Origin of the sequence: Mycetocola zhujimingii (assembly GCF_003065425.1) — a bacterium.
GTDB lineage: Bacteria > Actinomycetota > Actinomycetes > Actinomycetales > Microbacteriaceae > Mycetocola_A > Mycetocola_A zhujimingii.
The window spans coordinates 698,282-724,073 of record NZ_CP026949.1; the positions used below are offsets into that span (position 1 = coordinate 698,282).

Genomic DNA, 25,792 nt, shown 5'->3' on the forward strand with positions numbered 1-25,792 from the left:
CTTGGATCCTTGGGGAATGACGGGAGGTCAGCTTCGACCATACTTCTTGTGAACTGCTTGTTTGCTCACACCGAGTGTGAGAGCGATGAACTGCCAGGATGCGTTGGAGTTTCGTGCCCGACGGACCGCTACCGCTTCGACCCGGTCGATCTCCCTGCGGAGTTTTGCAATCGCCCGCAGCGCGGCGATGGGGTCGTGCGAATCGGCCTCTCCTGCCAGCGTCGCCATGGTTCCTGTGCTCATGGCGTCAACACTCGTTGACGCCGCGTGGTTCGTCAATCAATGTTGACGCGTCATTCCCTGCACTGTTGCCGTGAGGTTTGCAACCCACCTCGGCGCTTCACTCGCGCGGATAAGCTGGATATCTTCCAGAAGGAGTACACATGGGTTCGGTGATCGGCGAAATTCTCACGGCCGCTATTGGTATAGCACTCAGCCCGGTGCCGCTCGTGGCGGCGATCACGCTGATGCTGGTCCCGAAGTCTGTGCCCGCCGGTCTGGGTTTCCTGGGCGGGTGGCTGCTCGGCGTGATCGTGCCCGTTGTCGCCGTCACCGCGATCGCCAACGTCCTGCCGGAAGACGCCGGCGATGACTCGACGCCGATCGCGGGAATCGTCCGGCTCGTGCTCGGCGCGCTCCTCGTTTACCTCGCCGTCGCACAGTGGCGACTCCGCCCGCTGCCCGGTCGAGCGGGCGTGCTGCCACGGTGGATGGCCGCTGCCGAGGAGATGACCGTCGCGCAGGGGCTCACGCTCGGTTTCGGACTCGCAGCGCTCGCGCCCAAGAACCTGGCGCTGGGAATCGCCGCCGGACTGACCATCGGCGGTGCCGAACTCAACCTCCGCGACACGATCGTCAGCGTCCTGATCTTCGTCGTCATCGCGATTTCCACCGTGCTGATCACCATCGTCGGCTATCAGATGGCAACGGATGCCTGGCAGAAACCGCTTGCGGACCTGCGCACCTGGCTCGTCCGCAACGGACCGACCGTGCTCGCGGTTGCGATGCTCCTTCTTGGCGCCGAACTCATCGGGGATGGCATCAGCTCGTTCTGAGCCTGCCACGCTGGCGCGAGAGCATCAGTTCCGGTCGAAACCATCCCGCAGAACTGATGCGTTCGACCGGAAGTGATGTTCTCATGGCCAACGGATGCTGCCCCCGCGACGCCGGGACGGCATCCGGTCCCTTAGCCCGCCTTCGTGGCGGTGACCAGCAGGTACTCCCACTCGAGGTTCGTCGAGCCCAAGTCGAATCGACGCACCAGTTCGACGAGATCGCTGTCGAGTGCCGCGTCGCTGGCAACGACAGTCGCCCCTGCCTGTGCCGCGGGGATGGCGGCGTTGAATGACCCCGCCGCGATGTCGAGCACGCGTTGCCCCGGCCCGATATGGAGCGCGTCGACCATCGTTGTTCCCAATTCGGAGATGAGGTCGGCGAACGGCACTGGATAGTTTCCCAGGGCCCACATTGCGCGGTGTTTGCCTTTCAATGCCTTGTCGGCATCGGTGGTGACGTCGGTCATTGTCTTCCTTTCGTTCATGCCGGGGCATGCGCCGCAGGCTTCCGCCCTCAGTATGCAACCGGGAGAACGATGGCGAAACGGGGTGCGTCGCAGGTGCAAAAAACGGATGCCGTCCCTCGCGAGGCGAGGAACGGCATCCGTTTGTGGCAGATGACCCTATCGGTCGATGTCGACGTCCTTGGTTTCCTTGCCGATGATGAGCGCCACCAGTGTGATGACGCCCATGACGGCGAGGTAGACACCGACGAGGACCGGGCTTCCGTCGGCTTCAGCCCACAGCCACACGGCGATGAACGGAGCGACAGCGGCGCCGAGGATCGACGACACGTTGTACGAGATGCCGGATCCGGTGTAGCGGACGTTGGTCGGGAACAGCTCGGGGAGGAGCGCACCCATCGGACCGAAGGTCATACCCATGAGGCTGAACCCGATGATGAGGAACGCCATCACGCCGACGAACCCACCGCTGAGGAGGGGGACCCAGAGCAGACCGAACACGATGATGCCCGACGTGACGATGATCAGTGTCTTGCGGCGGCCGAACTTGTCTGCCCACGGGCCGGACAGCAGGGTGAAGATACCGAAGAAGACCACGCCGGCGATGAGCATGAGCACAAAGGTGTTGTAGCTGTAGCCGAGGCCGGGCTGCTGGCCCTCCGCCGGGTCAACGGGTGCACGGCCGTAGCTCAGCGAGAACGTCGTCATCAGGTAGAACAGCACGTAGGTGGCGAGCATGAAGAAGGTGCCGAGGATGAGCTCGCGCCAGTTGGTCTTGAAGACCAGCTTGAGCGGCAGCTTGGAGACCTTGCCGGACTTCACGGTCTTGGTGAAGGCATCACTCTCGACGAGCCTGAGTCGTACCCAGAGTCCGACGATGACCATGACGGCCGAGAACAGGAACGGGATGCGCCAGCCCCAGTCGAGGAACGCGTCAGACGGTCGCGACGGGTCTTCGGAGGGGAGAGCGAAAGCGATGAGAAGGAACAGGCCGTTCGCGATGATGAAACCAATGGGAGCGCCGAGCTGCGGGAAGGTGCCGTACCAGGCGCGCTTGCCCGCGGGTGCGTTCTCGGTCGCGACGAGCGCCGCGCCACTCCACTCGCCGCCGAGCGCAAAGCCCTGGGCGAGGCGCAGCACGACGAGCAACAGCGGGGCGAACCAGCCGATGACGAGGTACGTGGGAAGCAGACCGATGAGGAAGGTGGCGATACCCATGGTGAGGAGGGCTGCAACGAGTGTGGTTTTGCGCCCGACCCTGTCACCGAGGTGACCGAAGAAGACGGCTCCGAGCGGGCGGGCGACCATGGCGGCACCGAAGATGGCGAATGACGACAGCAGCGCGGTGGTCTCGTTGCCTGCGGGGAAGAAGAGATACGGGAAGACCAGGACGGCGGCCGTCGCGTAAACGTAGAAGTCGTAGAACTCGATGGTCGTCCCGATGAGTGACGCAAGGACAACGCGCGACTTCGGGTTGGCCGGAGCCTGTGAGGGGATGGTGGCTGAGACTGACATGGTGCTCTCTCGTCGGTGAAGGAGCCGTTGGAGGCGCGGGCCGGTCGCGTCTGCCACCCCAAAGGCAGGAAATACTGTGTGGTCGCGCTTGTGGCGCGGCCTTCACACCTTACGCTCAGTTTTCGCGGGAGCAAAAACTTTGCGGCGGCACACGCGCCGGACAGCGGCGCGGTGCCTGGCGCCTATCCGCGCAGCTGTCGGAGCAGCACGGCCGTGGCGACGGCAGCCTCGGCGGCTTCGCGACCCTTGTCCTCCTTCGAGCCTGGCAGGCCGGCGCGGTCGAGTCCCTGCTGCTCGTCGTCGAGGGTGAGCACGCCGAAGCCAACGGGTTTGCCCGTCTGGAGCGTGACGTGCGTGAGACCCGAGGTCGCGGCGTCCGATACGTACTCGAAGTGCGGCGTGCCGCCGCGGATGATCACACCGAGCGCGACGACCGCATCAGCCCCGGCCTCCAGGGCGACCTTCGCCGCGACGGGCAGCTCAAAGCTGCCAGGAACCCTGACCAGCGTGTGGGTCGCTCCGGATTCGTCGAGAGCCTTCGTTGCTCCCGCGATCAGCCCGTCGGTGATCTCGGTGTGCCACTGGCCAGCCACCACGACGATGTTGAGTCCGTCGCCGCTCGCGGCGATAGCGGGGGAGCCGTGTCCACTCATGAGCGGGTTCCTGCTTCCTGGCCTTCGGCCATGATCTGTGTCGGTGTGTACTCGTGACCCATCCGGTCGCGCTTGGTTTGGAGATACGACTCGTTGAGCGCTCCAACGCCGACGACGAGCGGCACCCGTTCGGTGACGGCGATGCCGAACTCTTCGAGCTGACGGGCCTTCTCCGGGTTGTTGGTGAGCAGGCGGATCTCGGTCAGCCCGAGGTCCTGAAGAATGGCGGATGCCGCCTGGTAGCTGCGGGCATCTCCCGGGAGCCCGAGCGCGAGGTTGGCGTCGAGGGTATCGAGTCCCTCCTCCTGCAGCTGGTATGCACGCAGCTTGTTGATCAGTCCGATGCCTCGACCCTCGTGGCCGCGCAGATAGACGACAACACCGTCGTGTCTCCTGATGGTGTCGAGTGCTGCATCGAGCTGTGGGCCGCACTCGCACTTGAGCGAACCGAACGCTTCGCCGGTCAGGCATTCAGAGTGCACGCGAACAAGCGCGCCCGGTTTCGGGTCGCCCGCGATGATGGCGACATGGTCGGCCCCCGTGTTCCTGTCCCGGTACGCACGCATGCGGAAGGTGCCGTGCGTTGTCGGCACGTTCGTCTCGACCTCGAAGAGAACGGGAGAAGACGGCGCAACGGGTGCCAGTTCCTCCGACGGGTGCGAGTCGGCCTCGTGGTCGGTGACAAAGTCGATGAGCGCAGCGATCGTGATGACGGGAAGGTCATGCTCGAGTCCGAGCTCGATGAGGCCGGGCAGGCGCATCATGTCGCCGTTCTCGTCGATGACCTCGCAGATGGCGCCGACGGGGCTGAGCCCGGCGAGCTTCATCAGTTCGACGGCGGCTTCGGTGTGACCGGCCCGTTCCCGTACTCCTCCGTCGACGGCGCGGAGCGGCACGATGTGCCCCGGGCGGATGAGGTCCGTCGCCAGTACGCCCGGGTTGCCCAGTACCCGCAGTGTCGTCGCGCGGTCGGCCGCGCTGATGCCCGTCGTGACATGCTCGGCGGCGTCGACGGTGATCGTGTATGCCGTGCGGCGGATGTCCTGGCTCGCGGCAACCATGATCGGAAGCTCGAGTCGGTCGGCGAGCTCGTTCGACATCGGAGCGCAGATATAGCCGCTGGAATGTCGGACGGTCCAGGCGACCCAGTCCCTGGTGGCGAGTTCGGCGGAGAGAATGATGTCTCCCTCGTTTTCGCGGCCTTCATCGTCGGCGACGAGCACCGGTTTTCCCTCGCGCAACGCTCGAAGCGCCTGGGGGATTGTGGCGAGGCTCATGCGTCGCTCCTTTCGCCGGCGAGTTGAATCGTCGGCATCCGTTCTGCCGTCGACCGCAGGGCGAGCATCCGCTCGACGTGCCGTGCGACGATGTCGGTTTCGATATTGACGGTGTCTCCGACGCCGCGCGCGCCGAGGGTGGTCGCGCTGAGCGTCTCGGGAATGAGGGAGACCTCGAACCACTGGTCGGTCTCGGCGGGGGGCGACACGTCGCTCACGGTGAGGGAGATGCCGTCGACGGCGATGGATCCCTTCCTGGCGACGAGGGGGGCGAGCTCCGGCGCAAGGCTGAAACGCACCACGCGCCAGGCGCTGCCATCGGTCACGTCGAGGATCGTCGCGGTCCCGTCGATGTGGCCCTGCACGATGTGGCCGCCAAGGCGTCCGCCGACCTCAGCGGCCCGCTCGAGGTTGACGGCGCGGCCGGGGGCGACGTCGTTGAGTGTGGACATCCTGAGTGTCTCAGCCATCACGTCGACGGTGAAGGTCTCGTCGGTGCGGTCCACAACCGTCAGGCATACGCCCGACACGCTGATCGAGTCTCCGTGGCGCGCACCGGTCACGGCGACCGGCCCCCGCACGGTGATGCGAGCGGCATCCGTCGAGCGGTCCACGGCGACGACTTCGCCCATCTCTTCAACGATTCCGGTGAACATGTCAGTGGTTTCCTTTCGGGAATGCGACGATCAGCCGATCGTCGCCCAGCGTCTCGACCGACTCGATCTCCAGGCGGCGCATCTCGTCGATCGAGCCGACACCGATATTGCCGAGTGCCGTGCGAGGGCCGCCCAGAAGTGTGGGGGCAACGTAGAGGAGATATTCGTCAACGAGGCCGGCGGCCGTCAGCGCGCTGATCAGCGTCGGACCCCCTTCGACGAACAATGAACGGATGCCGCGCTCCGCGAGACTTTCGAGGTCGGCGGCCAGGTCTGTGCCGCTCAGGAAAACCGGTGGGTGCGGGTGGGCGAGGAGCCGTGCGTTGCTGGGAACCGCGCGCGTCCCGAAGATGACGGGGATGGGCTGGTCGGGGAGAAGCGTGCCGTCCTCAGCGCGGGCGGTAAGAGCTGGGTCGTCGGCGAGCACCGTTCCCGTGCCGACGGCGATTGCGTCCGCGTCCCCGCGTCGGCGGTGAACATCCGTTCGCGCAACCGGTCCGGTGATCCACTGGCTCGAGCCATCGGCGGCAGCGCTGCGGCCGTCGAGCGACTGTGCCCACTTTGCGGTCACGTAGGGGCGTCCGAGGCGTGCGGCGCGCAGCCAGTCGGCGATGAGCGCCTCTCCCTCGGCCGTGAGCACGTTCGGGATCACGTCGACGCCAGCGGCCCGGAGGCGTTCGGCGCCGCCGCCGGAGTGCCGGCCGGGGTCGGCGACCGAGTACACGACGCGCGAGATTCCCCGGTTGATGAGCGCCTGCGTGCACGGACCGGTTCGCCCTGTGTGGTTGCACGGTTCGAGGGTGACCACCGCTGTCGATCCGGCCGGAAGCGGCCCGTCGAGGTGAGAAAGTGCATCGACTTCGGCGTGTGCAGTGCCGGCGCCGCGGTGCCAGCCTTCAGCGATCACGGCGCCGTCCGCGTCGGTGATGACGCAGCCCACCCGCGGGTTCACTCCGCGTTTCGGCCCGCGGCGAGCGAGGGTGAAAGCCTGGCGCATGGCCGCCTCGATGGCAGCGCTGCCGGCGCCGGCAGTCGCTTCGGCGGTGTCGCTCACCATTCGGATCTTCTCTCGTTTCGCAAGAGCTCCGGGGATTGTCGCGACCGGCGGGTAGCGCCGTTCGATCCGCGCCACCGAGGGCAGGTGGCTGCCCGAGTGTCGCGCGTGCTGCCTCCCATCCGGACTGAGTGTCGCTTTCGCAACCCATTACCGTCGGTGCTGGAGTTTCACCAGCTCAACCAGCCGCATTGCTGCGACCGGCTCGCGGACTGTCACCGCCGGTTCGGACTTTCACCGACCCCGGAGCACGTTTTCTGTTTCCATCGTAGGTCAACACCGACCGAGCGGGTCTATTCCCGGCGAAGTCCGCTGCGCTTGTCTCCGGCGTTCTTGCCGACGAGCATCCTGGCCGTGCCCGAGTCGACAATGAGGTCTGTGACGAGCCCGGCGGCGAGGGCGCCCCTGAGGCTCTGCAGCTTGGTGTGGCCCGCGACGACGCACACCCGTCGCGGGGTGGCGGCGAGCACCTCGACGCTTGGCCCGCTCGAGCGATCGTTGAGCGGGATGCCGTCGGTCGAGCCGTCTTCGCGGTAGAACACGGTGGCGAGGTCGCCGACGACGCCGGCCGCGCGAAGCTGGGCGAAGTCGTCATCGTCGAGGTAGCCGCCGATGTAAACGTGGCTCGGCACTCCCGCGAACGGCGAGCCGAGGCCGAAGACGACCACGTCGAGGCTGTTCTGCAGTTCGACGACGCGGCTGATGCTGCGTTCCCGCCAGAGAGCCGCCTTCGTCGCCGGGTCGTCGAACACCGCCGGTACCGGGAACTGCTGGACTGTCGCGCCGTAAGCGGCACCGAAACGCTGAAGAATTTCGCTCGCGTAGAGAAGGCCTGTCGTGCGGGGATTCGCTGCACCGTTGAGCTGGACGATCGATGTATTGTGCGTTGGCTTTGCGAGCAAGTGACGCGACAGGGCGCTCATGGTCGATCCCCACGCCACTCCCATCGACATGTTCGAGTCGAAGAAGCCCCGAGAATCCGTGCAGCCGAAATGGCGACCCGCTCCAGGCGATCGACGTCGCTCGTCTGGTCGGGGACCGGGACGACGTGGGCGACGACACCGAATGCTGCCTGGATGTCGCCCTCGAGCTGGCGGGGCATGTCGAGGGGGACTTCACCTGGATCTCCACGAGACCGGTTTCGCGGGCATGTCCGAGCAGCCGCGACACCGATGACCGCGAGGTGTGCAACTCGTGGGCGATGGCCTCCATCGTCAGGTCCTGCAGGTAATACAGCTGGGCGGCCGTCAGGGCATCCCTGGTTTTGGGGGAGAGGGAAACACCCGGTGACTGGTTCATGAACACTCCTTGCACATTTGTGCACTGAGTTTGCACAGAAGTGAATATAGCCGAAGAATCTGTGGAGGCGAACTAAGAGCGTCAGCCCCTCGGGGTGCTGCGCCAGGGCACCGTAACCGGTGCGTCCGCCGAAACCACATCGAGTTCCTGCCGGCAGCATGGCGCCGACCGAGCGCAGCACTAAGGAGTCACACAATGAACGACCACGACACCCGCCGGCCGGAGCGCAGGAAAGCTGTGGAAGCGCTTCGCGCCCACCCGAGCGCGAAGGTTCTCATCATCGGTGGCGGGATCAACGGTCTGGCGACCTTCCGTGACCTGGCTCTGCAGGGCGTCGACGTCGCGCTCGTCGAGCGAAATGACTACTGCTCAGGAGCATCCGCCGCGTCGAGCCACATGATCCACGGTGGCATCCGTTACCTCGAAAACGGCGAGTTCCGCCTGGTCAAGGAATCGGTCACGGAGCGTAACGGGCTCATCAAGATCGCGCCTCACTACGTCAAGCCGCTCGAGACCACAGTGCCGATCTTCTCCACCTTCTCCGGCATCATCAGCGCGCCCATGCGGTTCCTGACCCACAAGCAGGGCAAGCCCCAGGAACGCGGTGCGCTCCTGATCAAGGTCGGTCTCACCCTCTACGACGCGTTCTCCCGTGACGGCGGCAGTGTTCCGCGGCACCGCTTCGTCGGCAAGAAGAAGGCGCTCAAGGCGTTGCCGCAGCTCAACGACGGTATCAAGTACACGGCGACCTACTTCGACGCATCGGTCCACGACCCGGAGCGCCTCGCCCTCGACGTCCTGCACGACGGGCTGGCGGCAGGTCCGCACGCACGTGCAGCGAACTATGTCGAGGCAGTGGGAGTCGACGGCGGGTCGGTGCGTCTCCGTGACACGGTCTCCGGCGAAGAATTCGTCATGACGGCAGACGTCGTGATCAATGCGTCAGGGCCGTGGACAGACCTCACGAACGCCGCTCTCGGCCAGGAAACCGAGCTCATGGGCGGCACCAAGGGCTCGCACATCGTTCTCGACAACCCGGAACTCCTCGCGGCGACGGGCGGACGCGAGATCTTCTTCGAGCACAAGGACGGCCGCATCGTCCTCATCTACCCGCTCAAGGGCAAGGTCATGGTCGGCACGACCGACCTCGAGGCCGACCCGCGCGAGAAGGCCGTGTGCACCGAAGAAGAGGTCGACTACTTCTTCGAACTCATCGAGCACGTCTTCCCGAATGTTTCGGTCGACCGCAGCGAGATCGTGTACCGGTTCTCCGGCATTCGCCCGCTTCCCGGCCACGGTGACCTCGCCCCCGGCTTCGTCTCGCGCGACTACCGGATTGTGTCATCGCAGCTCGGCAACTCGACGATGCTCAGCCTGGTCGGTGGAAAGTGGACCACGTTCCGTGCACTCGCCGAGCACCTGGCCAACGATGCTCTCGCGCTGCTCGGAACGAGCCGCTCCGTGTCGACGCTCGGTACGCCGATCGGTGGCGGAGTCGGATTCCCCAGGACGGATGCCGCTATGCGCGTCTGGATTGCCGACAACTCCCGTGAGGTCGGCAGGGTGCGGGCGACGCAGCTGCTCGAGCGCTACGGAATGCACGCGAGCGCAATCATCGAGGAACTCGCCGAATCCGGTGACACCCCGCTCAGGTTCGCTCCCGAGTACAGCGTTCAGGAGATCCAGCGGATTGCACGCACCGAGTCGGTGGTTCACCTGACCGACGTCCTCCAGCGCCGGACGAGCATCGCCTTCACCGGGGGTGCGTCGATGGGTCTCCTGACGGAACTTGCCGGCATCCTTGCCCCCGTGCTCTTCTGGACCGAAGAGGAGACACTGCGGCAGGTCACGTCTGCGGCGAGTGTTCTTCGCACGGAGCACGGCGTTGCCCTGGCGACGGACGAGGCGATTTCGAGCCGATAACCGCTCCCGTGGAATCCGGGCGATAACCCTGTGCATTCTCACTTCGTGCCCTTGTCTCGCCCCGTACTTCGTCTGTACGTTTCACAGTGAATCGAAATACACCCCTATCCGGGGGCATTCGGCTCGGAGCTAAATAAGGAGGTCAACGTGGACATCACTTTAGGACAGGTCTTTCTCTCGGAGGTCGTCGGAACGGCGCTCCTCATCCTTCTCGGTGGCGGAGTCGTCGCCAACGTTGTGTTGTCGAAGACGAAGGGATTCAACGGCGGCTGGCTGCTGATCAACTTCGGTTGGGGCTTCGCTGTCTTCATCGGTGTGCTCGCCGCCTACCTCTCGGGTGCCCACCTGAATCCCGCCGTCACTGTGGGCCTGGCCGCAGCGGGGACCGAAGAGTTTGTTCCTGGAATTCCGGTGGACTTCGTTTCGGTCCTCACCTACTTCGGCGGGCAGATGCTCGGTGCGTTCCTCGGCGCGGTTCTCGTGTTCCTTACCTACAAGCAGCACTTCGACGAGTCGGATGACCCGGCTGCAAAGCTCGCCGTTTTCTCGACGGGCCCCGCCATCCGCGGCTATGTGTGGAACACCATCACCGAGGTCGTCGGCACGTTTGTACTGGTGTTCGCCGTGATCTCGTTCAGCCGACAGGGTGAGACGCCCGGGCTCGCTGCCCTCGGCGCGCTGCCCGTTGCTCTCGTGGTTGTTGCCATCGGTATTTCGCTCGGCGGGCCAACCGGATACGCCATCAACCCGGCCCGTGACCTCGCCCCCCGAATTGCCCACGCCGTCCTGCCGATCAAGGGCAAGGGCTCGAGCGACTGGAGCTACGCTTGGGTGCCGGTCGTCGGCCCGCTTCTCGGTGGAGCGATCGCCGGCTGGTCCTCGCTCGTTCTGCTGCCGGTGATTTAGCCGGCCCCCGGCACGGCGGAGTTCACACCGCCGCGCTGCACACACCTGTTCACTACGAAGACACGACACATACAAGGGAGTACGACATGGCGGATTACATCATCGCAATCGACCAGGGAACCACGAGCACCAGGGCGATCATCTTCGACAAGTCGGGATCGATCATCTCAACGGGGCAGCTCGAGCACGAGCAGATCTTCCCGAAGGCCGGTTGGGTGGAGCACGACCCGTCGGAGATCTGGAACAACACGCGTGAGGTGATCGGACAGGCGCTCTCGAAGGCCAACCTCACCAGGCACGACATCGCATCCGTCGGTATCACCAACCAGCGTGAGACTGCCGTTGTCTGGGACAAGACGACCGGAAAGCCCGTTTACAACGCGATCGTCTGGCAGGACACCCGCACCCAGTCGATCGTTGACCGCCTTGCCGCCGACGGTGGTGTCGAGCGGTTCAAGCCGACGGTCGGGCTGCCGCTCGCCACCTACTTCTCTGGTACGAAGATCGTCTGGATCCTCGAGAACGTCGAAGGCGCACGTGAGAAGGCGGATGCCGGCGACCTGCTCTTCGGCACGACCGACAGCTGGGTGCTGTGGAACCTGACCGGTGGGACCGATGGCGGTGTCCACGTCACCGACGTGACCAACGCGTCGAGGACCCTGTTCATGGACCTCGAGACCCTGCAGTGGGACGACGAGATTCTCGCGGCATTCAACGTCCCGCGGTCGATGCTCCCCGAGATCAAGTCCTCGAGCGAGATCTACGGACACGCCCACAGCCACAGCCTCCTCCGTGAGACGCCCATCTCCGGAATCCTGGGTGACCAGCAGGCTGCGACGTTCGGCCAGGCCGCGTTCGACACCGGTGAGTCGAAGAACACCTACGGCACCGGTAACTTCCTCATCTTCAACACGGGCGAAGAGATCGTGCACTCGAAGAATGGGCTCCTCACCACACTGGGCTACAAGCTCGGAGACGCCAAGCCGCACTATGCGCTTGAGGGATCCATCGCCGTGACCGGGTCGCTCATCCAGTGGCTGCGCGACAACCTCGGCATCATCAACTCGGCTCCGGAGGTCGAAACGCTCGCGACGACGGTCGACGACAACGGCGGCGTTTACATCGTGCCCGCGTTCTCGGGGCTCGTCGCACCGTACTGGCGGCCTGAGGCACGCGGCGTCATTGTCGGCCTCACCCGCTTCGTCAACAAGGGTCACATCGCGAGGGCAGCGCTCGAAGCCACCGCGTTCCAGACCCGTGAGGTCCTCGACGCGGTCAACGCTGACTCCGGGGTCGACCTGACGGAGCTCAAGGTTGACGGCGGCATGGTCCAGAACGACGCGCTGATGCAGTTCCAGGCCGACATTCTCAACGTTCCGGTTGTCCGACCGGTTGTCGCTGAGACCACCGCGCTCGGTGCGGCATACGCAGCCGGCCTTGCCGTTGGCTTCTGGGAGAACCTCGATGACCTCCGCGGGAACTGGCAGGAAGACAAGCGCTGGGAGCCGAAGATGGATTCCGAGGAGCGCGACCGGACACTCCGACTGTGGAAGAAGGCAGTGACCAAGTCGTTCGACTGGGTGGACGAAGACGTCCAGTAGTTCCGGCGCAGCGGGCCCGTCCTCTCCTGAGGCGGGCCCGCTCGCGTTTGCCCTGGGGGCTACAGCTCGTCGAGCGAGGTGATGATGCGCACCCCGGCCGCCGCCGCCGCTTCCCGGGCTGCGGCAAGCGCGCTTGTCCCGACCGGCGTTCCGTGCCCGAGAGCCCCGGCGACGACGTTCTCACCGAACCGGTTGAGCCACACGCCGGTGAGTCCGGCATGTGCGGCGCCAATGGCGTCAGTTTCCAGACGATCGCCCACGTAGGCGGCATCCGATGGCGCAACACCGAACAGGCGGCACGCCTCGTGGAAGATCCGCGGGTCCGGCTTCGCGAATCCGACCGCGCCAGACGCGACGACGTGTTCGAATCGGTCGGCGAGGCCGATCCGGTCGAGCTTGAGCTGCTGGTGGTCCGGTTCACCGTTGGTGATGATGCCGACGCGCGTACCGGCATCCTGCAACCGGTCGAGGCAGGGGAGTGCGTCGTCGAACAGCTGCCAGCTCGTCCGGTAGCTGTCGAAGTAGGTGTCGAACCAGGTATCGGCCTCGGCGTCGCCGAGCGAGACCCCGTGCGCGGCAGCGAAATCGCGGGCACGCGCCCGGCGCTGGCCGGCGAAGGTGAGTTCTCCGGAGAGGTAGCGGTGATAGTGCTGTTCCTCGAGGGAGTGCCACAGGGTTACGGCGGCATCGCGATCGTCGACGACGAGATGCCCGGGGGAGAGGTCGACGTGGCGAAGGATGCCGCGGGAGACCGCACCGCGATGGTCGAGGAGTGTGTCGTCGAGGTCGAACAGAACGACGGAAGGCGTACTCACCGTGACAGGACTTCCGCTGGCCAGCCCGCCGCGGGGCCAGGCCTGTCGGAGACGGTGAGCTCGGCGCGGTGGCTCGGTGCGAACTCACCGAACCGCGCGACCTCGCCACTGCCGGTGCCCGTGTACCGGAACCCGACCTTGCGGGCGACGAGAGCCGATGCCGGATTGCCGATGAGTGCTTCCCACACGATCGTCGTCTTCGGCCTGGCGCTGTCGGCGAACCACTCACTCTCGAATGCCCAGTCGCAGACGGCGGCAACGGCCTCGGGCATGTAGCCCTGGCCCCGCCACGGTGCGCCGAGCCAGAATCCGATCATGGCCTGGGAGTCGTTCCAGTCGCGCAGCGAAACCACGCCGAGGATCGTCGGTTCATTCCGCCGCCGGAGGGCCCAGGTCAGTTCCTTGCCGCTCGTCCAGCCCGGCTCGACCACCCTGGTCAAAAAGTTCTCGGCGTCGCGCAACCGATACGGCTGCGGAACGGTCGTGAAGTCCTGGATGAGCTGATCCTGGCAGTACGCAAAGATGAACGGGACGTCCGCGTTTGCCGGCTCGTCGAGGATCAACCGGTCGGTTTCGATGCGCACTACGTCCATGGAGTCAGCCTACCGGCGAGCTCCAACACCTCGACGGGCTGCGCCGATCGATGGCCGCGCCGATCTCAGGCTACGAGCGCGGCAGCAACCCGACACGCTCGTACGCTGCTGCCAGCGTCTTCTCGGCGACCTCGTTGGCCTTCGCGGCGTTCTGGGCGAGCAGGCGGTCGAGCTCGGCCGGGTCGTCGAGCAGCTCCAGGGTGCGTGTACGCACCGGCTCGAAGACGGCATTCACGGCGTCGACGACGCCCTTCTTGAGGTCGCCGTACCCGCGGCCCGCGTACTCATCCACAATCGCGTCGATGGTCCAGCCCGACATCGCGGCGAAGATCGTGAGCAGGTTCGACACTCCAGGCTTGGCCTCGCGGTCGAACCGAATCGACGCCTCGTCGTCGGTGACCGCACGCATGATCTTCTTCTGGTTCACCTTGGGGTCATCGAGAAGCTTGATCAATCCGGCCTCGCTCTCGGCCGACTTGGACATCTTCGACCCCGGGTGCTGGAGGTCGTAGATCTTCGCCGTTTCCTTGAGGATGATCGGTTCTGGCATGGTGAAGGTATCGCCGAACCGGCTGTTGAACCGGCCAGCCAGGTCGCGGGTCAGCTCGAGGTGCTGCCGCTGGTCTTCTCCGACAGGCACGACGTTGGTCTGGTAGAGCAGGATATCGGCCGCCATGAGCACCGGGTAGGTGAACAGGCCCACCGTGGTCGAGTCCGCACCGAAACGCGCAGACTTGTCCTTGAACTGGGTCATCCGCCCTGCTTCACCGAAGCCGGTGATGTTGTTGAGTACCCACGACAGCTGTGCGTGCGCGGGCACGTGCGACTGCACATACAGAGTGCTCTTCGACGGGTCGATTCCCGCCGCGATGTACTGCGCGGCTGTCGACCTGGTGCGTGCCCGCAGTTCTTCGGGATTCGGGGAGCTGGTCAGGGCGTGCAGGTCGACGACGCAGTAGTACGCGTCGTACTCGGCCTGCAGCGCCACCCACTGCTGCAACGCTCCCACGAAGTTGCCGAGGTGCAGTGAGTCATTCGACGGCTGCATTCCGGAGAACAGTACGGGCTTGGTCATGAGGGTCCTTTGGTTGCTGTGCCCGGTTAGGGCGAGAGTTTTCTTCGGTAACACGGATGCCGCGGGGCGCTCGAATCGATCGGCTCACGATATCGCGTTGCGGCGGTGCAGCCGCGAGGGCTGTCAGATCGCGTAGTCCACGACGACGGGGGCGTGGTCGCTCCATCGCTCGGCGTGACTGGCCGCGCGGTCGACCCGGTAGTCCTTCACCGTTGCCGCAAGCTCGGGGGTCGCGACGTGGTAGTCGAGACGCCAGCCGGTGTCGGTGTCGAACGCGCGCCCGCGCTGCGACCACCAGGTGTATGGCCCATCGACCTCACCGGCCCAGGTGCGACCGACGTCGACCCAGCCGAGGCCGGGGCCTGTCGTGCCGTCGACCCCCGTCACCTCTTCACCCCGAGGGCCGAAGAACCTGTCGAAGTACGCCCGTTCCCTGGGAAGGAAGCCGGCGTTCTTCCTGTTGCCTTTCCAGTTCTTGATGTCGAGTTCGCGGTGGCCGACGTTGAGGTCCCCGAGCACGACCGCATATTTCGAGTGCGAGGCAATCTCGGGAAGGCGAGCGGTCATGGCATCCAGGAACTTGTACTTCTCCACCTGCTTCGGGGTGTTGTCCTCGCCGGAGTGAACGTAGGTGGACACGACTGTGACGATCTGGTCGCCGACCTCGTAGTCGGCTTCGAGCCAGCGGCCCGCGCTGTCGAAGTCTTCGGCACCGAACTCGACCCGGTGAATGTGGGCCTTGGCGCGACTCACTATGGCGACACCGGCACGTCCTTTGGCCGTCGCCGGGTCGTGCAGGATGTCCCACTCAGGCCCCAGCAGGTTTTCGAGGTCACTCGTCGCGGCGCGGACCTCCTGGAGAGCCAGGATGTCGATGTTTGAGGCGTCGAGCCAGTCGCCCATTCCTTTTCGGAATGCCGCACGGACTCCGTTCGTGTTGACGGAGGCGATGCGAAGCGGGGAGGAAACTGACATTCCTCCAGTTTAGGCGAGGGCAGTGACAGAGCCCTGGACGGCAGGATGCAGAGACTGCCAGAGTCGGGCGGTTCGCGTCAATGGAATACCACATTGGGTGGATGAGGGGGCAGAATGGTGCGACAGGCGCGCTCCGTGGGCTGAGGGGTGGACCCAGCCTGTACTGCTTTGAGACGGTTTGAGGGACGAAGTGACGACAGTGCAGCGCGCAGGAATATCCGCCGACTACCGGTATGCCATGACAAACCAGGGCACGCCCTGGATCTGCATCGCCGGCGAATCGATACTCGTGGCCATCCGTACGCCCTCTGAGCCGGCTGTTGTCGAAGCTCTGTGGGCGCTGGTCCGTGACGGTTCTGCGACCTTCGACCAGGTGACATCGAAAGTGCCCAACGCGCGCGACGGAGCGCCAGCGTCCTTTGTCGTTGTCGAGCTTCTCGATGACGGGGACGAGGCAGGCGGACCGGCGATCACCCTGCTCGTGCACGGCGATGGTGTCCTCGATCTGCAGTCGAACGGCGAATGGCGTCGCGTCGCCCCTCCCGCCGGCCAGGCCTGGTTGCGTGACTCCGTCAGCGGTGTCTCTGCGCTCGCCACCGGAGCACTGACATCGGATCCCGGTTCCCCCGCCGGCGGAGTCTCCTTCCCGCTCGGCGCCGGAGTCATCGTCGCCAACCGCATCGACTGGTCGACTCTCGCCTCGCGAACGGATGCCGCAGCATCCGCCGTTGCGGCCCAGGCCGACCGCGCCGCGGCGACGGTCGCTCCACCGGCGGAGGCCGACGCTCACGCAGCCCCGGCTCAGCCCCCCGTCGCGGAGCCCCCCGTCGCGAAGGTTCCCGCTGGCGCACCCGCTCCGGCTGCCGGAACGTCCCCGGTGCCTCCGGTGGACGTGTCCATCGCAACCGCTGCAGGCCAGCCGCCCGTTCCGCCAGCCCCGGCACCCGCAGGGACCCCGCCCCTGACGCATCGCCCCGCCGCCACCAGGCAGTACTCGCCCGCCGAGACGGACACCATCATCCGCCCGCCGGTTAAGCGGGTAAAGGCGCAGGACGACCCGCAGATGCGCCATGACGGCCAGACTGTGCTTCGCCGCGACATCGCACCCCCGATCGAGGACGAGACCGTGCTTCGCGAGGCCCCGCTCGTTCCGGATGACCCGAAAACTCTTCTCTACGGTTTCCGCATCAACGGTGGCCAGGCCTACCCGCTCGACGCCGTGCACTACTTCGGCCGCAACCCCCGCCAGCCTCGCATCCCGCTCCCTGATCCGTCGCGCCTCGTTCCCGTCGTCTCGGCCTCGAAGTCGGTATCTGCGACGCACCTCGAGATCAAGCAGATCGGTGACTCGATTGTTGCCACTGACCTGAAATCGACAAACGGTACGTCGGTGATCGCCCCGCAGAGCCACTGGCAGCGCTTGCGCGCCGGCGAGAGTGTCGTCGTCATTCCGGGGACGTTCATCGACATCGGTGACGGAAACGTGATCGAGATCCTGCCCCCCTGGCCGGGGGTATAGAAGTTTTCGTTTCTCCATAGAATGGAAGTAAGGCCAACGGGACCGCGGTAACTGTTCCTTCGTGCCCGTGAGCCGTCCTCTCGACGCGTAATTTCAGATTGTCGACGCGCAATTTCCAGAACGGGAGGACCATTTGCGCCGCTTGCCATCGCAGCCTCCCGCTCTTCCCGGTTTCTCCTTTGTGCGCATCCTCGGGTCGGGTGGCTTCGCCGATGTCTTCCTGTACGAACAGGACAGTCCGCGCCGCCAGGTCGCCGTCAAGGTGATGCTCAGCGAGTACGTCAACGTCGAAGTCCGCCGGATGTTCCAGGCCGAGGCAGACCTGATGGCACAGCTGAGCCCTCACCCCGCGATTCTCACCGTGTATCAGTCCGGGGTCGCGTCAGACGGTCGCCCGTATCTGGTGATGGAACTGTGCTCGGCGACGATCGGTGAAACGTACCGGGATGACCCGTTGTCCGTCTCAGAAGCGCTTCGGATCAGCATCAAGATCGCCAGTGCCGTCGAGACCGCCCACCAGGCCGGGGTGCTGCACCGCGATATCAAACCGGCGAACATCCTCATGACGGCGTACGGCAACCCGGTGCTCAGCGACTTCGGGATCGCCGGGACACTCGGTGAGTCCGTCATCGACGACACGGTCGGAATGAGCATCCCGTGGTCGGCACCTGAGGTGCTGCACAGCGAGACGAACGGGACAATCGCCAGCGAGGTGTTCTCCCTCGCCGCGACAACGTATTCGCTGCTCGCCGGTCGTGCCCCGTTCGAGGCCGTGCGACAGGACAACTCATCGGCCTCGCTGATTTCGCGGGCGAGCAAGGGCCGGCCCGAGCCCCTCGGTCGCGCAGACGTTCCCGACAAGCTCGAGCGCGTTCTTGCCCGCAGCATGTCGCGTCGGCCTGAGCAGCGCCCGCAATCGGCCATGGAATTCATCCGCGAGTTACAGGGCGTCGAAGCCGAACTGGGCTTCGCGCAAACGCAGCCTGATGTCGCGGTTCACGCCTGGGCGCAGGCCGCTGTCGTTGACGAAGCGGATAGCACCCGCGTGCACTCGATTCGCACGGTGGATCCGGGTCGACGTCGTCGTCGATCAGCACAGGACGCATCCCAGAACCCCGGCGCGACCCGCGTTGCCGCTCGGGATTCCCGCGCAACGCCGGTCGGCGAGCGGAGTTCGGGAACGGGGGCTCCACTGCAGCACGGGCGCGCTTTCGTCGCTGCCATCGTCACCTGCAGCGTCCTCGTTGTGCTCCTGGCCGTGACCACGGTGTTCGTCCTGGTTCGGACAGCGGCGTCAGATGCCATCCCGACCGTCGCGGACGTGGCCGCAGACCTCCGGGGATCAAGTGTCGTGTTCAGCTGGCCCGACCCGGGAATCGCTGACAGGGATTCGTTCCAGATCCGCACGCCCGACGGCGCGGCATCCATCCAGAAATCCACCGAATTCACCGTCGATGCTGAGCCGGGTGAACGGGCGTGCGTCACGGTTCGAGTGATGCGCGATGGTGTTCTCGGCCCGTCGAGCAGTGAGAAGTGCGTCGACGTTCCGGCTGGGACCGGCTGATGTTCGTGGCCTGGATCCGCAGGCACCGGTCCCTGCTCGCGACGCTGATGAGCGGCACAGTGATCTGTGCCCTCATCGCGACGGTGGCGGTGATCTCTGACGGGTACCGGGCGCAGAAGCTCGAACTGGGCGACGGTGCGGTCTGGGTGGTCAATCAGGAGAAACAGGCGATTGGCCGCGCCAATACACAGGTCTTTGAACTGAACACGGCTGTACGCGGTACCTCTTCGCAGATCGAGGTACTGCAGTCAGGAGAGACCGTACTCTTCGTCGACCGGGTACGCAGCACCCTCGACATCGTCGATCCCACGACGTCAGAGATCACCGAGAGCGTCCCGCTGCCACCCGGTGAAGCGGCCGTTGCGCTCGGCACCGAACGGCTGGTGGTCGAGGCCGGTGGTGACATCTGGTTTGTCCCGCTGGGCGATCTCGCCGCATTCGATTCTGAGTCAGCGCCGGCGCTTTCACTCGGTGCGGATGCCGTCACCTCGGTCAACGCGGATGGCGACCTGTTCGTCTTCGCCCCGGAGACCAGCAGCGTGTACCGGGTGCCGGCAGACTCAGATGCAGCCACCGATGTGACCGAAGTGCCTGAACCGGCCGGCGGGGTTCAATTGACGTCCGTTGGCGAGGACTTCGTGCTCCTCGATGAAGCGGAATCCAGCGTTCTGTTCAACGGACGCACGGTGCAGCTCCCTGTCGCAACCGGGGCGCGACTGCAGGCCGCTTCGCTGTCGGGTGACCGGGCTTTGGTGGGAATTGACGATGGCCTCGTGGCCGTCGACAGGAGGTCGGGAAACCTGCGGGTTCTCACCGACACGGCGACGGGCGCCGCGACCCCGCCCATGAGCGTGGGCGACTGCGCTTTCGGGGCGTGGTCGGATGGCTCGGTGTTCACCGAGTGTGCCGGCTCCGGTGCGATGTCCGCGATCGAGGGCGTCAGCGCCGGTGCTGATTTCGCCTTCCAGACCAACGGCGGCCATGTGCTGCTCAACGACGTCGCGGGCGGAACCGCGTGGGCTGTGCAGTCAGATAACCGCGTTATCGACAACTGGGACGACCTCATCGCTGTCGACGAAGACGAACTCAAGGTTGAGGACAACAACGAAGACACGCCTCCCGAGTATGAGGAGATGCAGCAGCCCCCGACCGCGGTCGCCGACGAGCTCGGCGCGAGGCCCGGGCGCACGTCGGTGCTTCCTGTTTTGCTCAATGATTTCGATCCGAACGGCGACGTGTTGATGATCGACTCCGTTGCGGCGCTGCCGGAGAGCGAAGGCCGGGTCGACGTCGTCAACAACTCGCAGCAGCTCCAGGTCACCCTCGCTGCGTCTGCGAGCGGTGTCCACCGATTCGATTACACGATCTCGGACGGCCGCGGCGGAACAGCGTCGACGACCGTCACTCTGACGGTGCGCGACCCGTCAGAGAACGGGCCGCCCGCTCAGGTGCGGACGACCAAGGGGTCTGTTGCAAGTGGGGCCAGGCTCTCGCTCGCGGTCCTCGGGGACTGGATCGACCCGGACGGTGACCCGTTCTACCTGACCGAGGCCAGCGTCGCTGCACCCGACCTCGTGCAGCACACTCCTGACGGCACGGTGATCTACAGCGACGCCGGGGCCGGAGGCGCTCTGAAGGAGGTGGGGCTCGTCGTCTCGGACGGCCTGCTCGACGGTACGGGCGCACTCGCCGTCACCGTTGCGCCGGCCGGGAGCGTGCCCATCATCGCCGAGTCCTTCCCCATGATCGCGCACGCGGGCCAGGAACTCGAAGTCTCGCCGCTCATGCACGCTCGAGGCGGATCGGCCCCGCTCCGGCTCGCGAACGTGCCCGCAAAAGACGGCGCAACCATCACCCCGGACTATGACGGGGGAACCTTCCGGTTTACGAGCGCCGAACCGCGCACCCACCACATCGACTTCTCCGTGACGGACGGGACGCAGACGGCGACAGCCACGGTTCGCATCGAGGTCATCGCTCCGCCGGACGCGGGGACAAAGCCGGTCACAGTCCCTCACACGGTCTTCATCCGGGAGCAGAGCACCGAGACCGTCGACGTCCTGGCCGGTGATTTCGACCCAGCCGGTGGTGTTCTCGTACTCACCGGAACCTCCGACATTCCGCCGCTCTCCGGCATCCGTGTGGAGATTCTTGAACAGCGGATGCTGCGAATCACGCTGACCGCACCGCTGGAGAGCCCGGTGTCGTTCAGTTATCGGGTCTCGAACGGAGTGGCCGATGCATCGGGCACGGTGACCGTTGTCGAGATCCCGAACCCGGTAAAGAGGCAGCCACCCGTCGCCTTCCCTGACACAGTTTCCGTTCGTGTCGGCGATGCCATCGACATCCCGGTTCTCGCCAACGACACGCACCCGGATGGTGACCCGCTGACGCTCGCCCCCGAACTCGCCGGTGCGCTGCCCGATGGCGGTGGGCTGCTGTTCACGGCGGGGAACGTGCTGAGATACCTGGCACCGGAGACGCCGGGCAACTACACCGCGTCGTACAGGGCAACGGCGCCAGACGGACAGTGGTCTGATGCGCAGGTGGTCCTCAACGTGCGCGAGGCCGATGTCGCGACGAATGCAGCGCCAGCGCCGAAGACGGTGATCTCGCGCGTCTTCTCCGGCGAACGCGTCAGGATCTCGATTCCACTCGTTGGCATCGACCCCGACGGTGATTCGGTGCAACTGATCGGACAGAGCTCGAACCCAGGCAAGGGGGCCGTGGTCGGCGCCGGAAGCGACTGGTTCGATTACGAGGCCGGTGCATACTCGGCAGGAACCGACAGCTTCGAGTACACAGTGGTCGACGCGTTGGGCAAGCAGGCGACGGGACTCGTACGCATCGGGATCAGCGCCAAACTCGATGGCTCACGCGTGCCAACAGCGACACCGGATGAAGTCCTGACGCGCCCGGGGTCGAGCGTCGCCGTCCGGGTCCTGGCCAACGACTCAGACCCCGACGGCGGGGCGCTCACCGTGACGAGCGTCGAGCCGACGGGAGAAGGAGCGCGCGCGGTCATCGACGGCGAGATCGTCCGTGTCACGGTTCCCAAGGGTGAGGGCCGGTACGGGTTCATCTACGAGATCCAGAACAAGGGCGGAAACACAGCGAGCACCTTCCTCACCGTCGTCGTGCGCAAGGACGCCCCGCTCGCACGCCCCCTCGCATCCGACGTTGTGCTCACGATCGATGAGATCACCGGCAAGTCCACTGTCGACGTGAACGTCCTGAAGAGCGTGTTCTGGGCGGATGGCCCCTCGTCAGAACTCGATGTCTCTGTAGCGGGCGGTTACGGCGATCGGGCCTCCGTGACGGCGTCCAAGCGGGTTCGGGTCGCCCTCGGCGCCGCGTCGCAGATCATTCCGTTCCGGGTGAGCAATCCCGAGGACCCGGATGTGAACGCCATCGCCTTCATCTGGGTGCCCGGTTTCGATGATGCGCTGCCGCAGTTGCGCACCGGCATCAAACCGATCAGTGTCGTCAGCGGAGAAGCCGTCGAGATCCCGCTCAACGATTACGTCATCGCTGCTGGTGGCAAGAGCGTCCGCCTGACGGATGCCGCCAAGGTTCGGGCGACGAACGCCAACGGCTCCGACCTGGTCATCGACCCAGCGACGTTGCGGTACACCAGTGCTGACCTCTATTTCGGCCCGGCATCCATCTCGTTCGAGGTCACCGACGGGGAAAGTGCCGACGATTCAAACGGGCGGGTGGCAACACTCGTCCTCCCGATCGAGGTGTCGTCCCGCGACAACCAGCCCCCCGTTTTCACCGGAGGGTCGATCGACTTCGAGCCGAGCCAGGTGAAGACCATCGACCTCACCAGGCTCACGACCTATCCGTACGACGATGACGTCGACGAGCTCGAGTACCGCGTGCTGGATCCACGACCGGCAGGATTCACGGTGTCGGTCTCCGGGCAGGAGCTCACGGTGACCGCGGCGGCCGATGTCGAGCTCGGGGCAACGCCCAGCATTCTTCTCGGGGTCCGTGATGCGGTGAACGACGGAGTCGCAGGCCGCATCCAGCTCACCGTGGTGCCGTCGACGCGACCTCTCGCTGTGCCGGCCGAGGATACGGTGATTGCGCAGCGGGGAGCGTCGACACCCGTCGATGTGCTCACCAATGACAGCGCAACTAACCCATTCCCCGGTTCGCCGCTTCGGGTCGTCGCCGTTCGCGGGCTGGACGGTGGCAACCTCCCGGCCGGTGTCAGTGTCGCGCCGAGCGCCGACAACTCCCGGTTGACGGTCACCGTTGCACAGGACGCGGCGGCCATCGACACCTCACTGCAGTACCAGGTCGCTGACGCGACGGGCGACCCGGCGAGGTACACCTGGGGCGCGGTCCGGATCTCGGTGCAGGACCGGCCGGACCCCGTTTCGGCCGTGCGCGTGACGGGGTTCGGTGATCGGAAAATCTCCCTGGGCTGGACGCCGGGCGCGGCCAATAACTCAGCCATCTCCGGGTTCGACGTCGAGTTGTTCCGTGATGGCACCCAGACATCGCTCGGTGTGACGACCTGCACATCCACGGCGTGTGACGTCCCCACAGCCGCCAATGGCAGGGCAAACGCGGTGCGGGTCGAGGTCAGCGCGCGCAACGCGAGGGGCGAGTCAGACCCGGTCCGCTTTGGCGACGCTGTGTGGTCGGACGTCATCCCCGCCGCTCCAGCCGGTCTGTCGGCAGCGCCGCTCGACGGTGCGCTGATGCTGAAGTGGAACCCGGTACCGAAACCGGGGCAGGGCAGCGACGTGACTAAATATGCGGTGACCGTCGGGGGAGCGGCACGCGAGATCAACGCGTCTGCGTGCTCCGCGACGTGCTCGCTACGGGTCGGCGACCTCAGCAATGGCACGACCGTTGAGTTCTCGGTGTCAGCGCGCAACGACGCACTCCCGGCGCTCGCCGCCTGGAACAGCGCGTCCGGATCTGGGAAACCGTTTGGCCCGCCGAGCCCCGGCAGGATTACGGTCGACGCCAATCCGGAGAATGCAAGCGCAACTGTGCGGTGGGACGGGTTCCTGGAGAACGGAGATCCCATCCGGAAATACTTTGTCCAGCGGCTCACGGTCAACTCCGTCCCTACCGGGGATCAATCGTGCTCCGGCTCGACTCCTAACCCGGTTCCCGGAGGGATAGTCGCCGCGCAACGGGAGACGGACGGGGCGGGGCGCGAGGCGACCTTTGGGGGCCTCGAGGGTGCGGACACCGTCTATTATTTCGTCGTATGGGGCTATAACGGAGCGGGGTGTGTATCGACAGTGGTGGCAACACGCACCGTCTTCGAAACCCCACCGTCGATCTCGCAGGTGGACGGTGGTATGGCGTACACCGACGCCCGCGCGAGCTTTGACTACGTCATTTCTCGCGTGAGTCCGACGGACTACGACTATTACAAGATCCGTTCGCTTGCCGGCGCGACGCCCTCGGAGTGGACTCGGTTCTCTGGCAACGGAACCCCGCGAACCGTCCTGGGGCTCGGAACTGGTTCGGTTGTCAACTTCGAGATCGTGGGCTGCAGAGCGTGGGGGTCGTATGAACTCTGTGGCGGTTCAAAGACGGTGATCGCCGACGAGCCTTCGGTGTCGCTGGTCCCGGCGGGCGTCCAATTCGACTTGACCACCCAGACGTTCAGCTGGACTGCCGACCCTCCCAACGGAGGTATAGCGGCAACCTACCGTTGCGGATCAGAGGGCGACTCCGCGGTTACGGTGGCCGACATCAACTCGTGTGTGCTTCCACCAACTCACTCCGGTCGGGCCTGGCTCGAGGTAACTGTCAACGGCCATACCAACACCTATTTCAGGCCATGATGGAGTTTAGGGAATACCGCGTGAACGCGGCGTCACGAAAGGCACAACCCGGATGACAATGACATCAGAGCAGGCCACCTGGTTTGCGGGCGTGTGCGACCAGCTCGTTGAGAACGTCGAGCAGGTGCTCCTTGGCAAGAACCATGTGATCCGGCTGTCCTTCGTCGTGCTCCTTAGCCGCGGGCACCTCCTCCTCGAAGACGTGCCAGGCACGGGGAAGACCTCGCTCGCCCGCGCCATGGCAGAGAGCATCGCCGGCGTTGCCAGTCGAGTGCAGTTCACGCCGGACCTTCTCCCCGGCGACATCACCGGCGTGAGCATCTACGACCAGCGCAGCGGGAACTTTGATTTTCACAAAGGCCCCATTTTCGCGAACATCGTGCTCGCCGACGAGATCAACCGTGCCAGCCCCAAGACCCAGTCAGCGTTGCTCGAGGTCATGGAAGAGGGGCACGTCACCGTCGACGGAGTCACCCACCCGGTTGGCGCCCCATTCATGGTGATAGCGACGCAGAACCCGGTTGAGCAGGCCGGTACCTACCGCCTGCCGGAAGCACAGCTCGACCGGTTCATGATGAAGACCTCGATTGGTTACCCAGACCACCAGTCGACGATCCGGATCCTCGAGGGATCAGATCAGGCCCAGGCGACAGAACTGACCCCCGTAGTGCCCGCATCGACCATTGCCGAAATGACCCGGCTCGCGACGACAGTCCACGTTGACGCGTCGCTCAACGACTACGTCGCCAGGATCGTCGACGGCACGCGGCAGGCCGCGGAGGTGAGGCTCGGGGCGAGTGTGCGCGGCGCGCTGTCGCTTGTGCGAGCGTCGAAAACGCTCGCGGCGGCATCCGGTCGGTCATTCGTGATCCCCGACGACGTCAAGTCGCTCGCGGACACCGTGCTCGCACACAGGCTCATTCTCGATGCCGAAGCGGAGTTCGACGGTGTGAACCCCTCCAACGTCATCGCCCAGGTGCTCATCGACACCCCACCACCGCGCGACGCGGCTGCGGCGTAGGGCCG

Annotated in this window: 19 protein-coding genes, 1 pseudogene and 1 riboswitch; of the genes and pseudogenes, 8 read left to right on the forward strand and 12 right to left on the reverse strand. The window is 65.3% G+C overall.

Annotated elements, in window-relative coordinates:
• Positions 1-27: 27 nt before the first annotated feature.
• Entirely contained in the window at positions 28-243 is a 216-nt protein-coding gene (locus tag C3E77_RS03270; RefSeq protein ID WP_108390319.1) for a hypothetical protein, read from the reverse strand.
• A 140-nt stretch (positions 244-383) separates the two neighbouring features.
• Here C3E77_RS03270 and C3E77_RS03275 point away from each other — a divergent pair, with 140 nt between their 5' ends.
• On the forward strand, positions 384-1,055 hold the full coding sequence (locus C3E77_RS03275) for a GAP family protein (protein ID WP_108390320.1): 672 nt from the start codon (positions 384-386) through the stop codon (positions 1,053-1,055).
• Between the two features lie 131 nt (positions 1,056-1,186).
• On the opposite strand, the gene C3E77_RS03280 is transcribed toward C3E77_RS03275, so the two are convergent.
• The 7 genes and pseudogenes from C3E77_RS03280 to C3E77_RS03310 all read right to left on the reverse strand — a co-directional run bounded on the left by C3E77_RS03280 (position 1,187) and on the right by C3E77_RS03310 (position 7,973).
• A complete protein-coding gene (locus C3E77_RS03280; RefSeq protein WP_108390321.1) occupies positions 1,187-1,522 on the reverse strand; it encodes a hypothetical protein in 336 nt (111 codons plus the stop codon).
• Positions 1,523-1,678: 156 nt separating this feature from the next.
• Positions 1,679-3,034 carry an MFS transporter gene (locus C3E77_RS03285; protein WP_108390322.1) on the reverse strand — a complete coding sequence of 452 codons (1,356 nt, stop codon included), beginning with the start codon at positions 3,032-3,034 and terminating at the stop codon, positions 1,679-1,681.
• A 182-nt stretch (positions 3,035-3,216) separates the two neighbouring features.
• Complete coding sequence (ribH, locus tag C3E77_RS03290) at positions 3,217-3,687, reverse strand: 6,7-dimethyl-8-ribityllumazine synthase (protein WP_108390323.1); 471 nt, start codon at positions 3,685-3,687, stop codon at positions 3,217-3,219.
• Positions 3,684-4,964 carry a 3,4-dihydroxy-2-butanone-4-phosphate synthase gene (gene ribB, locus C3E77_RS03295; RefSeq protein ID WP_108390324.1) on the reverse strand — a complete coding sequence of 427 codons (1,281 nt, stop codon included), beginning with the start codon at positions 4,962-4,964 and terminating at the stop codon, positions 3,684-3,686. The genes ribH and ribB overlap by 4 nt, the downstream gene beginning before the upstream one ends.
• Complete coding sequence (locus C3E77_RS03300) at positions 4,961-5,620, reverse strand: riboflavin synthase (protein WP_108390325.1); 660 nt, start codon at positions 5,618-5,620, stop codon at positions 4,961-4,963. Before C3E77_RS03300 ends, ribB begins: the two co-directional genes overlap by 4 nt.
• Position 5,621: 1 nt before the next feature.
• Positions 5,622-6,677 (reverse strand): bifunctional diaminohydroxyphosphoribosylaminopyrimidine deaminase/5-amino-6-(5-phosphoribosylamino)uracil reductase RibD, encoded by a 1,056-nt coding sequence (gene ribD / locus C3E77_RS03305; RefSeq protein WP_108390326.1) that lies wholly within the window; start codon positions 6,675-6,677, stop codon positions 5,622-5,624.
• A gap of 102 nt (positions 6,678-6,779) precedes the next feature.
• Positions 6,780-6,929: riboswitch (FMN riboswitch) on the reverse strand.
• 38 nt (positions 6,930-6,967) lie between these two features.
• Positions 6,968-7,973 (reverse strand): annotated as a pseudogene (locus C3E77_RS03310) (sugar-binding transcriptional regulator).
• Between the two features lie 195 nt (positions 7,974-8,168).
• On the opposite strand from C3E77_RS03310, the gene C3E77_RS03315 reads away from it, so the two are divergent.
• The 3 genes from C3E77_RS03315 to glpK all read left to right on the forward strand — a co-directional run bounded on the left by C3E77_RS03315 (position 8,169) and on the right by glpK (position 12,403).
• Entirely contained in the window at positions 8,169-9,896 is a 1,728-nt protein-coding gene (locus tag C3E77_RS03315) for a glycerol-3-phosphate dehydrogenase/oxidase (protein WP_108390327.1), read from the forward strand.
• Positions 9,897-10,049: 153 nt separating this feature from the next.
• Positions 10,050-10,802 (forward strand): MIP/aquaporin family protein, encoded by a 753-nt coding sequence (locus C3E77_RS03320; protein WP_108393004.1) that lies wholly within the window; start codon positions 10,050-10,052, stop codon positions 10,800-10,802.
• Positions 10,803-10,888: 86 nt separating this feature from the next.
• The gene (gene glpK, locus C3E77_RS03325; RefSeq protein WP_108390328.1) at positions 10,889-12,403 is read left to right on the forward strand and encodes a glycerol kinase GlpK; all 1,515 of its coding nucleotides are present in this window, start codon (positions 10,889-10,891) and stop codon (positions 12,401-12,403) included.
• A gap of 59 nt (positions 12,404-12,462) precedes the next feature.
• Here the strand turns inward: glpK and C3E77_RS03330 are convergent, their stop codons facing one another.
• From C3E77_RS03330 to C3E77_RS03345, 4 genes are all read right to left on the reverse strand, one after another.
• Positions 12,463-13,218, reverse strand: coding sequence for an HAD family hydrolase (locus C3E77_RS03330; RefSeq protein WP_108390329.1), 756 nt, complete (start codon positions 13,216-13,218; stop codon positions 12,463-12,465).
• Positions 13,215-13,811: a GNAT family N-acetyltransferase gene (locus tag C3E77_RS03335; RefSeq protein ID WP_108390330.1), complete on the reverse strand. Its 597-nt coding sequence runs from the start codon at positions 13,809-13,811 to the stop codon at positions 13,215-13,217. The genes C3E77_RS03330 and C3E77_RS03335 overlap by 4 nt, the downstream gene beginning before the upstream one ends.
• A 70-nt stretch (positions 13,812-13,881) precedes the next feature.
• Complete coding sequence (gene trpS / locus C3E77_RS03340; protein ID WP_108390331.1) at positions 13,882-14,886, reverse strand: tryptophan--tRNA ligase; 1,005 nt, start codon at positions 14,884-14,886, stop codon at positions 13,882-13,884.
• A 123-nt stretch (positions 14,887-15,009) separates the two neighbouring features.
• A complete protein-coding gene (locus C3E77_RS03345; protein WP_108390332.1) occupies positions 15,010-15,861 on the reverse strand; it encodes an exodeoxyribonuclease III in 852 nt (283 codons plus the stop codon).
• A gap of 238 nt (positions 15,862-16,099) precedes the next feature.
• Here C3E77_RS03345 and C3E77_RS15320 point away from each other — a divergent pair, with 238 nt between their 5' ends.
• From C3E77_RS15320 to C3E77_RS03370, 4 genes are all read left to right on the forward strand, one after another.
• On the forward strand, positions 16,100-17,380 hold the full coding sequence (locus C3E77_RS15320) for an FHA domain-containing protein (protein ID WP_120694490.1): 1,281 nt from the start codon (positions 16,100-16,102) through the stop codon (positions 17,378-17,380).
• Positions 17,381-17,522: 142 nt separating this feature from the next.
• On the forward strand, positions 17,523-18,944 hold the full coding sequence (locus C3E77_RS03360; protein ID WP_232528898.1) for a serine/threonine-protein kinase: 1,422 nt from the start codon (positions 17,523-17,525) through the stop codon (positions 18,942-18,944).
• Positions 18,914-24,766: an Ig-like domain-containing protein gene (locus C3E77_RS03365; RefSeq protein ID WP_108390336.1), complete on the forward strand. Its 5,853-nt coding sequence runs from the start codon at positions 18,914-18,916 to the stop codon at positions 24,764-24,766. The genes C3E77_RS03360 and C3E77_RS03365 overlap by 31 nt, the downstream gene beginning before the upstream one ends.
• 52 nt (positions 24,767-24,818) lie before the next feature.
• Entirely contained in the window at positions 24,819-25,787 is a 969-nt protein-coding gene (locus C3E77_RS03370) for an AAA family ATPase (protein WP_108390337.1), read from the forward strand.
• Positions 25,788-25,792 lie beyond the last annotated feature (5 nt).

Coding starts and splice junctions, on each gene's coding strand:
- C3E77_RS03270 (WP_108390319.1), bottom strand. CDS start 243: ATGAGCACAGGAACCATGGCGACGCTGGCAGGAGAGGCCGATTCGCAC.
- C3E77_RS03275 (WP_108390320.1), top strand. CDS start 384: ATGGGTTCGGTGATCGGCGAAATTCTCACGGCCGCTATTGGTATAGCA.
- C3E77_RS03280 (WP_108390321.1), bottom strand. CDS start 1,522: ATGACCGACGTCACCACCGATGCCGACAAGGCATTGAAAGGCAAACAC.
- C3E77_RS03285 (WP_108390322.1), bottom strand. CDS start 3,034: ATGTCAGTCTCAGCCACCATCCCCTCACAGGCTCCGGCCAACCCGAAG.
- ribH (WP_108390323.1), bottom strand. CDS start 3,687: ATGAGTGGACACGGCTCCCCCGCTATCGCCGCGAGCGGCGACGGACTC.
- ribB (WP_108390324.1), bottom strand. CDS start 4,964: ATGAGCCTCGCCACAATCCCCCAGGCGCTTCGAGCGTTGCGCGAGGGA.
- C3E77_RS03300 (WP_108390325.1), bottom strand. CDS start 5,620: ATGTTCACCGGAATCGTTGAAGAGATGGGCGAAGTCGTCGCCGTGGAC.
- ribD (WP_108390326.1), bottom strand. CDS start 6,677: ATGGTGAGCGACACCGCCGAAGCGACTGCCGGCGCCGGCAGCGCTGCC.
- C3E77_RS03315 (WP_108390327.1), top strand. CDS start 8,169: ATGAACGACCACGACACCCGCCGGCCGGAGCGCAGGAAAGCTGTGGAA.
- glpK (WP_108390328.1), top strand. CDS start 10,889: ATGGCGGATTACATCATCGCAATCGACCAGGGAACCACGAGCACCAGG.
- C3E77_RS03335 (WP_108390330.1), bottom strand. CDS start 13,811: ATGGACGTAGTGCGCATCGAAACCGACCGGTTGATCCTCGACGAGCCG.
- trpS (WP_108390331.1), bottom strand. CDS start 14,886: ATGACCAAGCCCGTACTGTTCTCCGGAATGCAGCCGTCGAATGACTCA.
- C3E77_RS03345 (WP_108390332.1), bottom strand. CDS start 15,861: ATGTCAGTTTCCTCCCCGCTTCGCATCGCCTCCGTCAACACGAACGGA.
- C3E77_RS15320 (WP_120694490.1), top strand. CDS start 16,100: ATGACAAACCAGGGCACGCCCTGGATCTGCATCGCCGGCGAATCGATA.
- C3E77_RS03370 (WP_108390337.1), top strand. CDS start 24,819: ATGACAATGACATCAGAGCAGGCCACCTGGTTTGCGGGCGTGTGCGAC.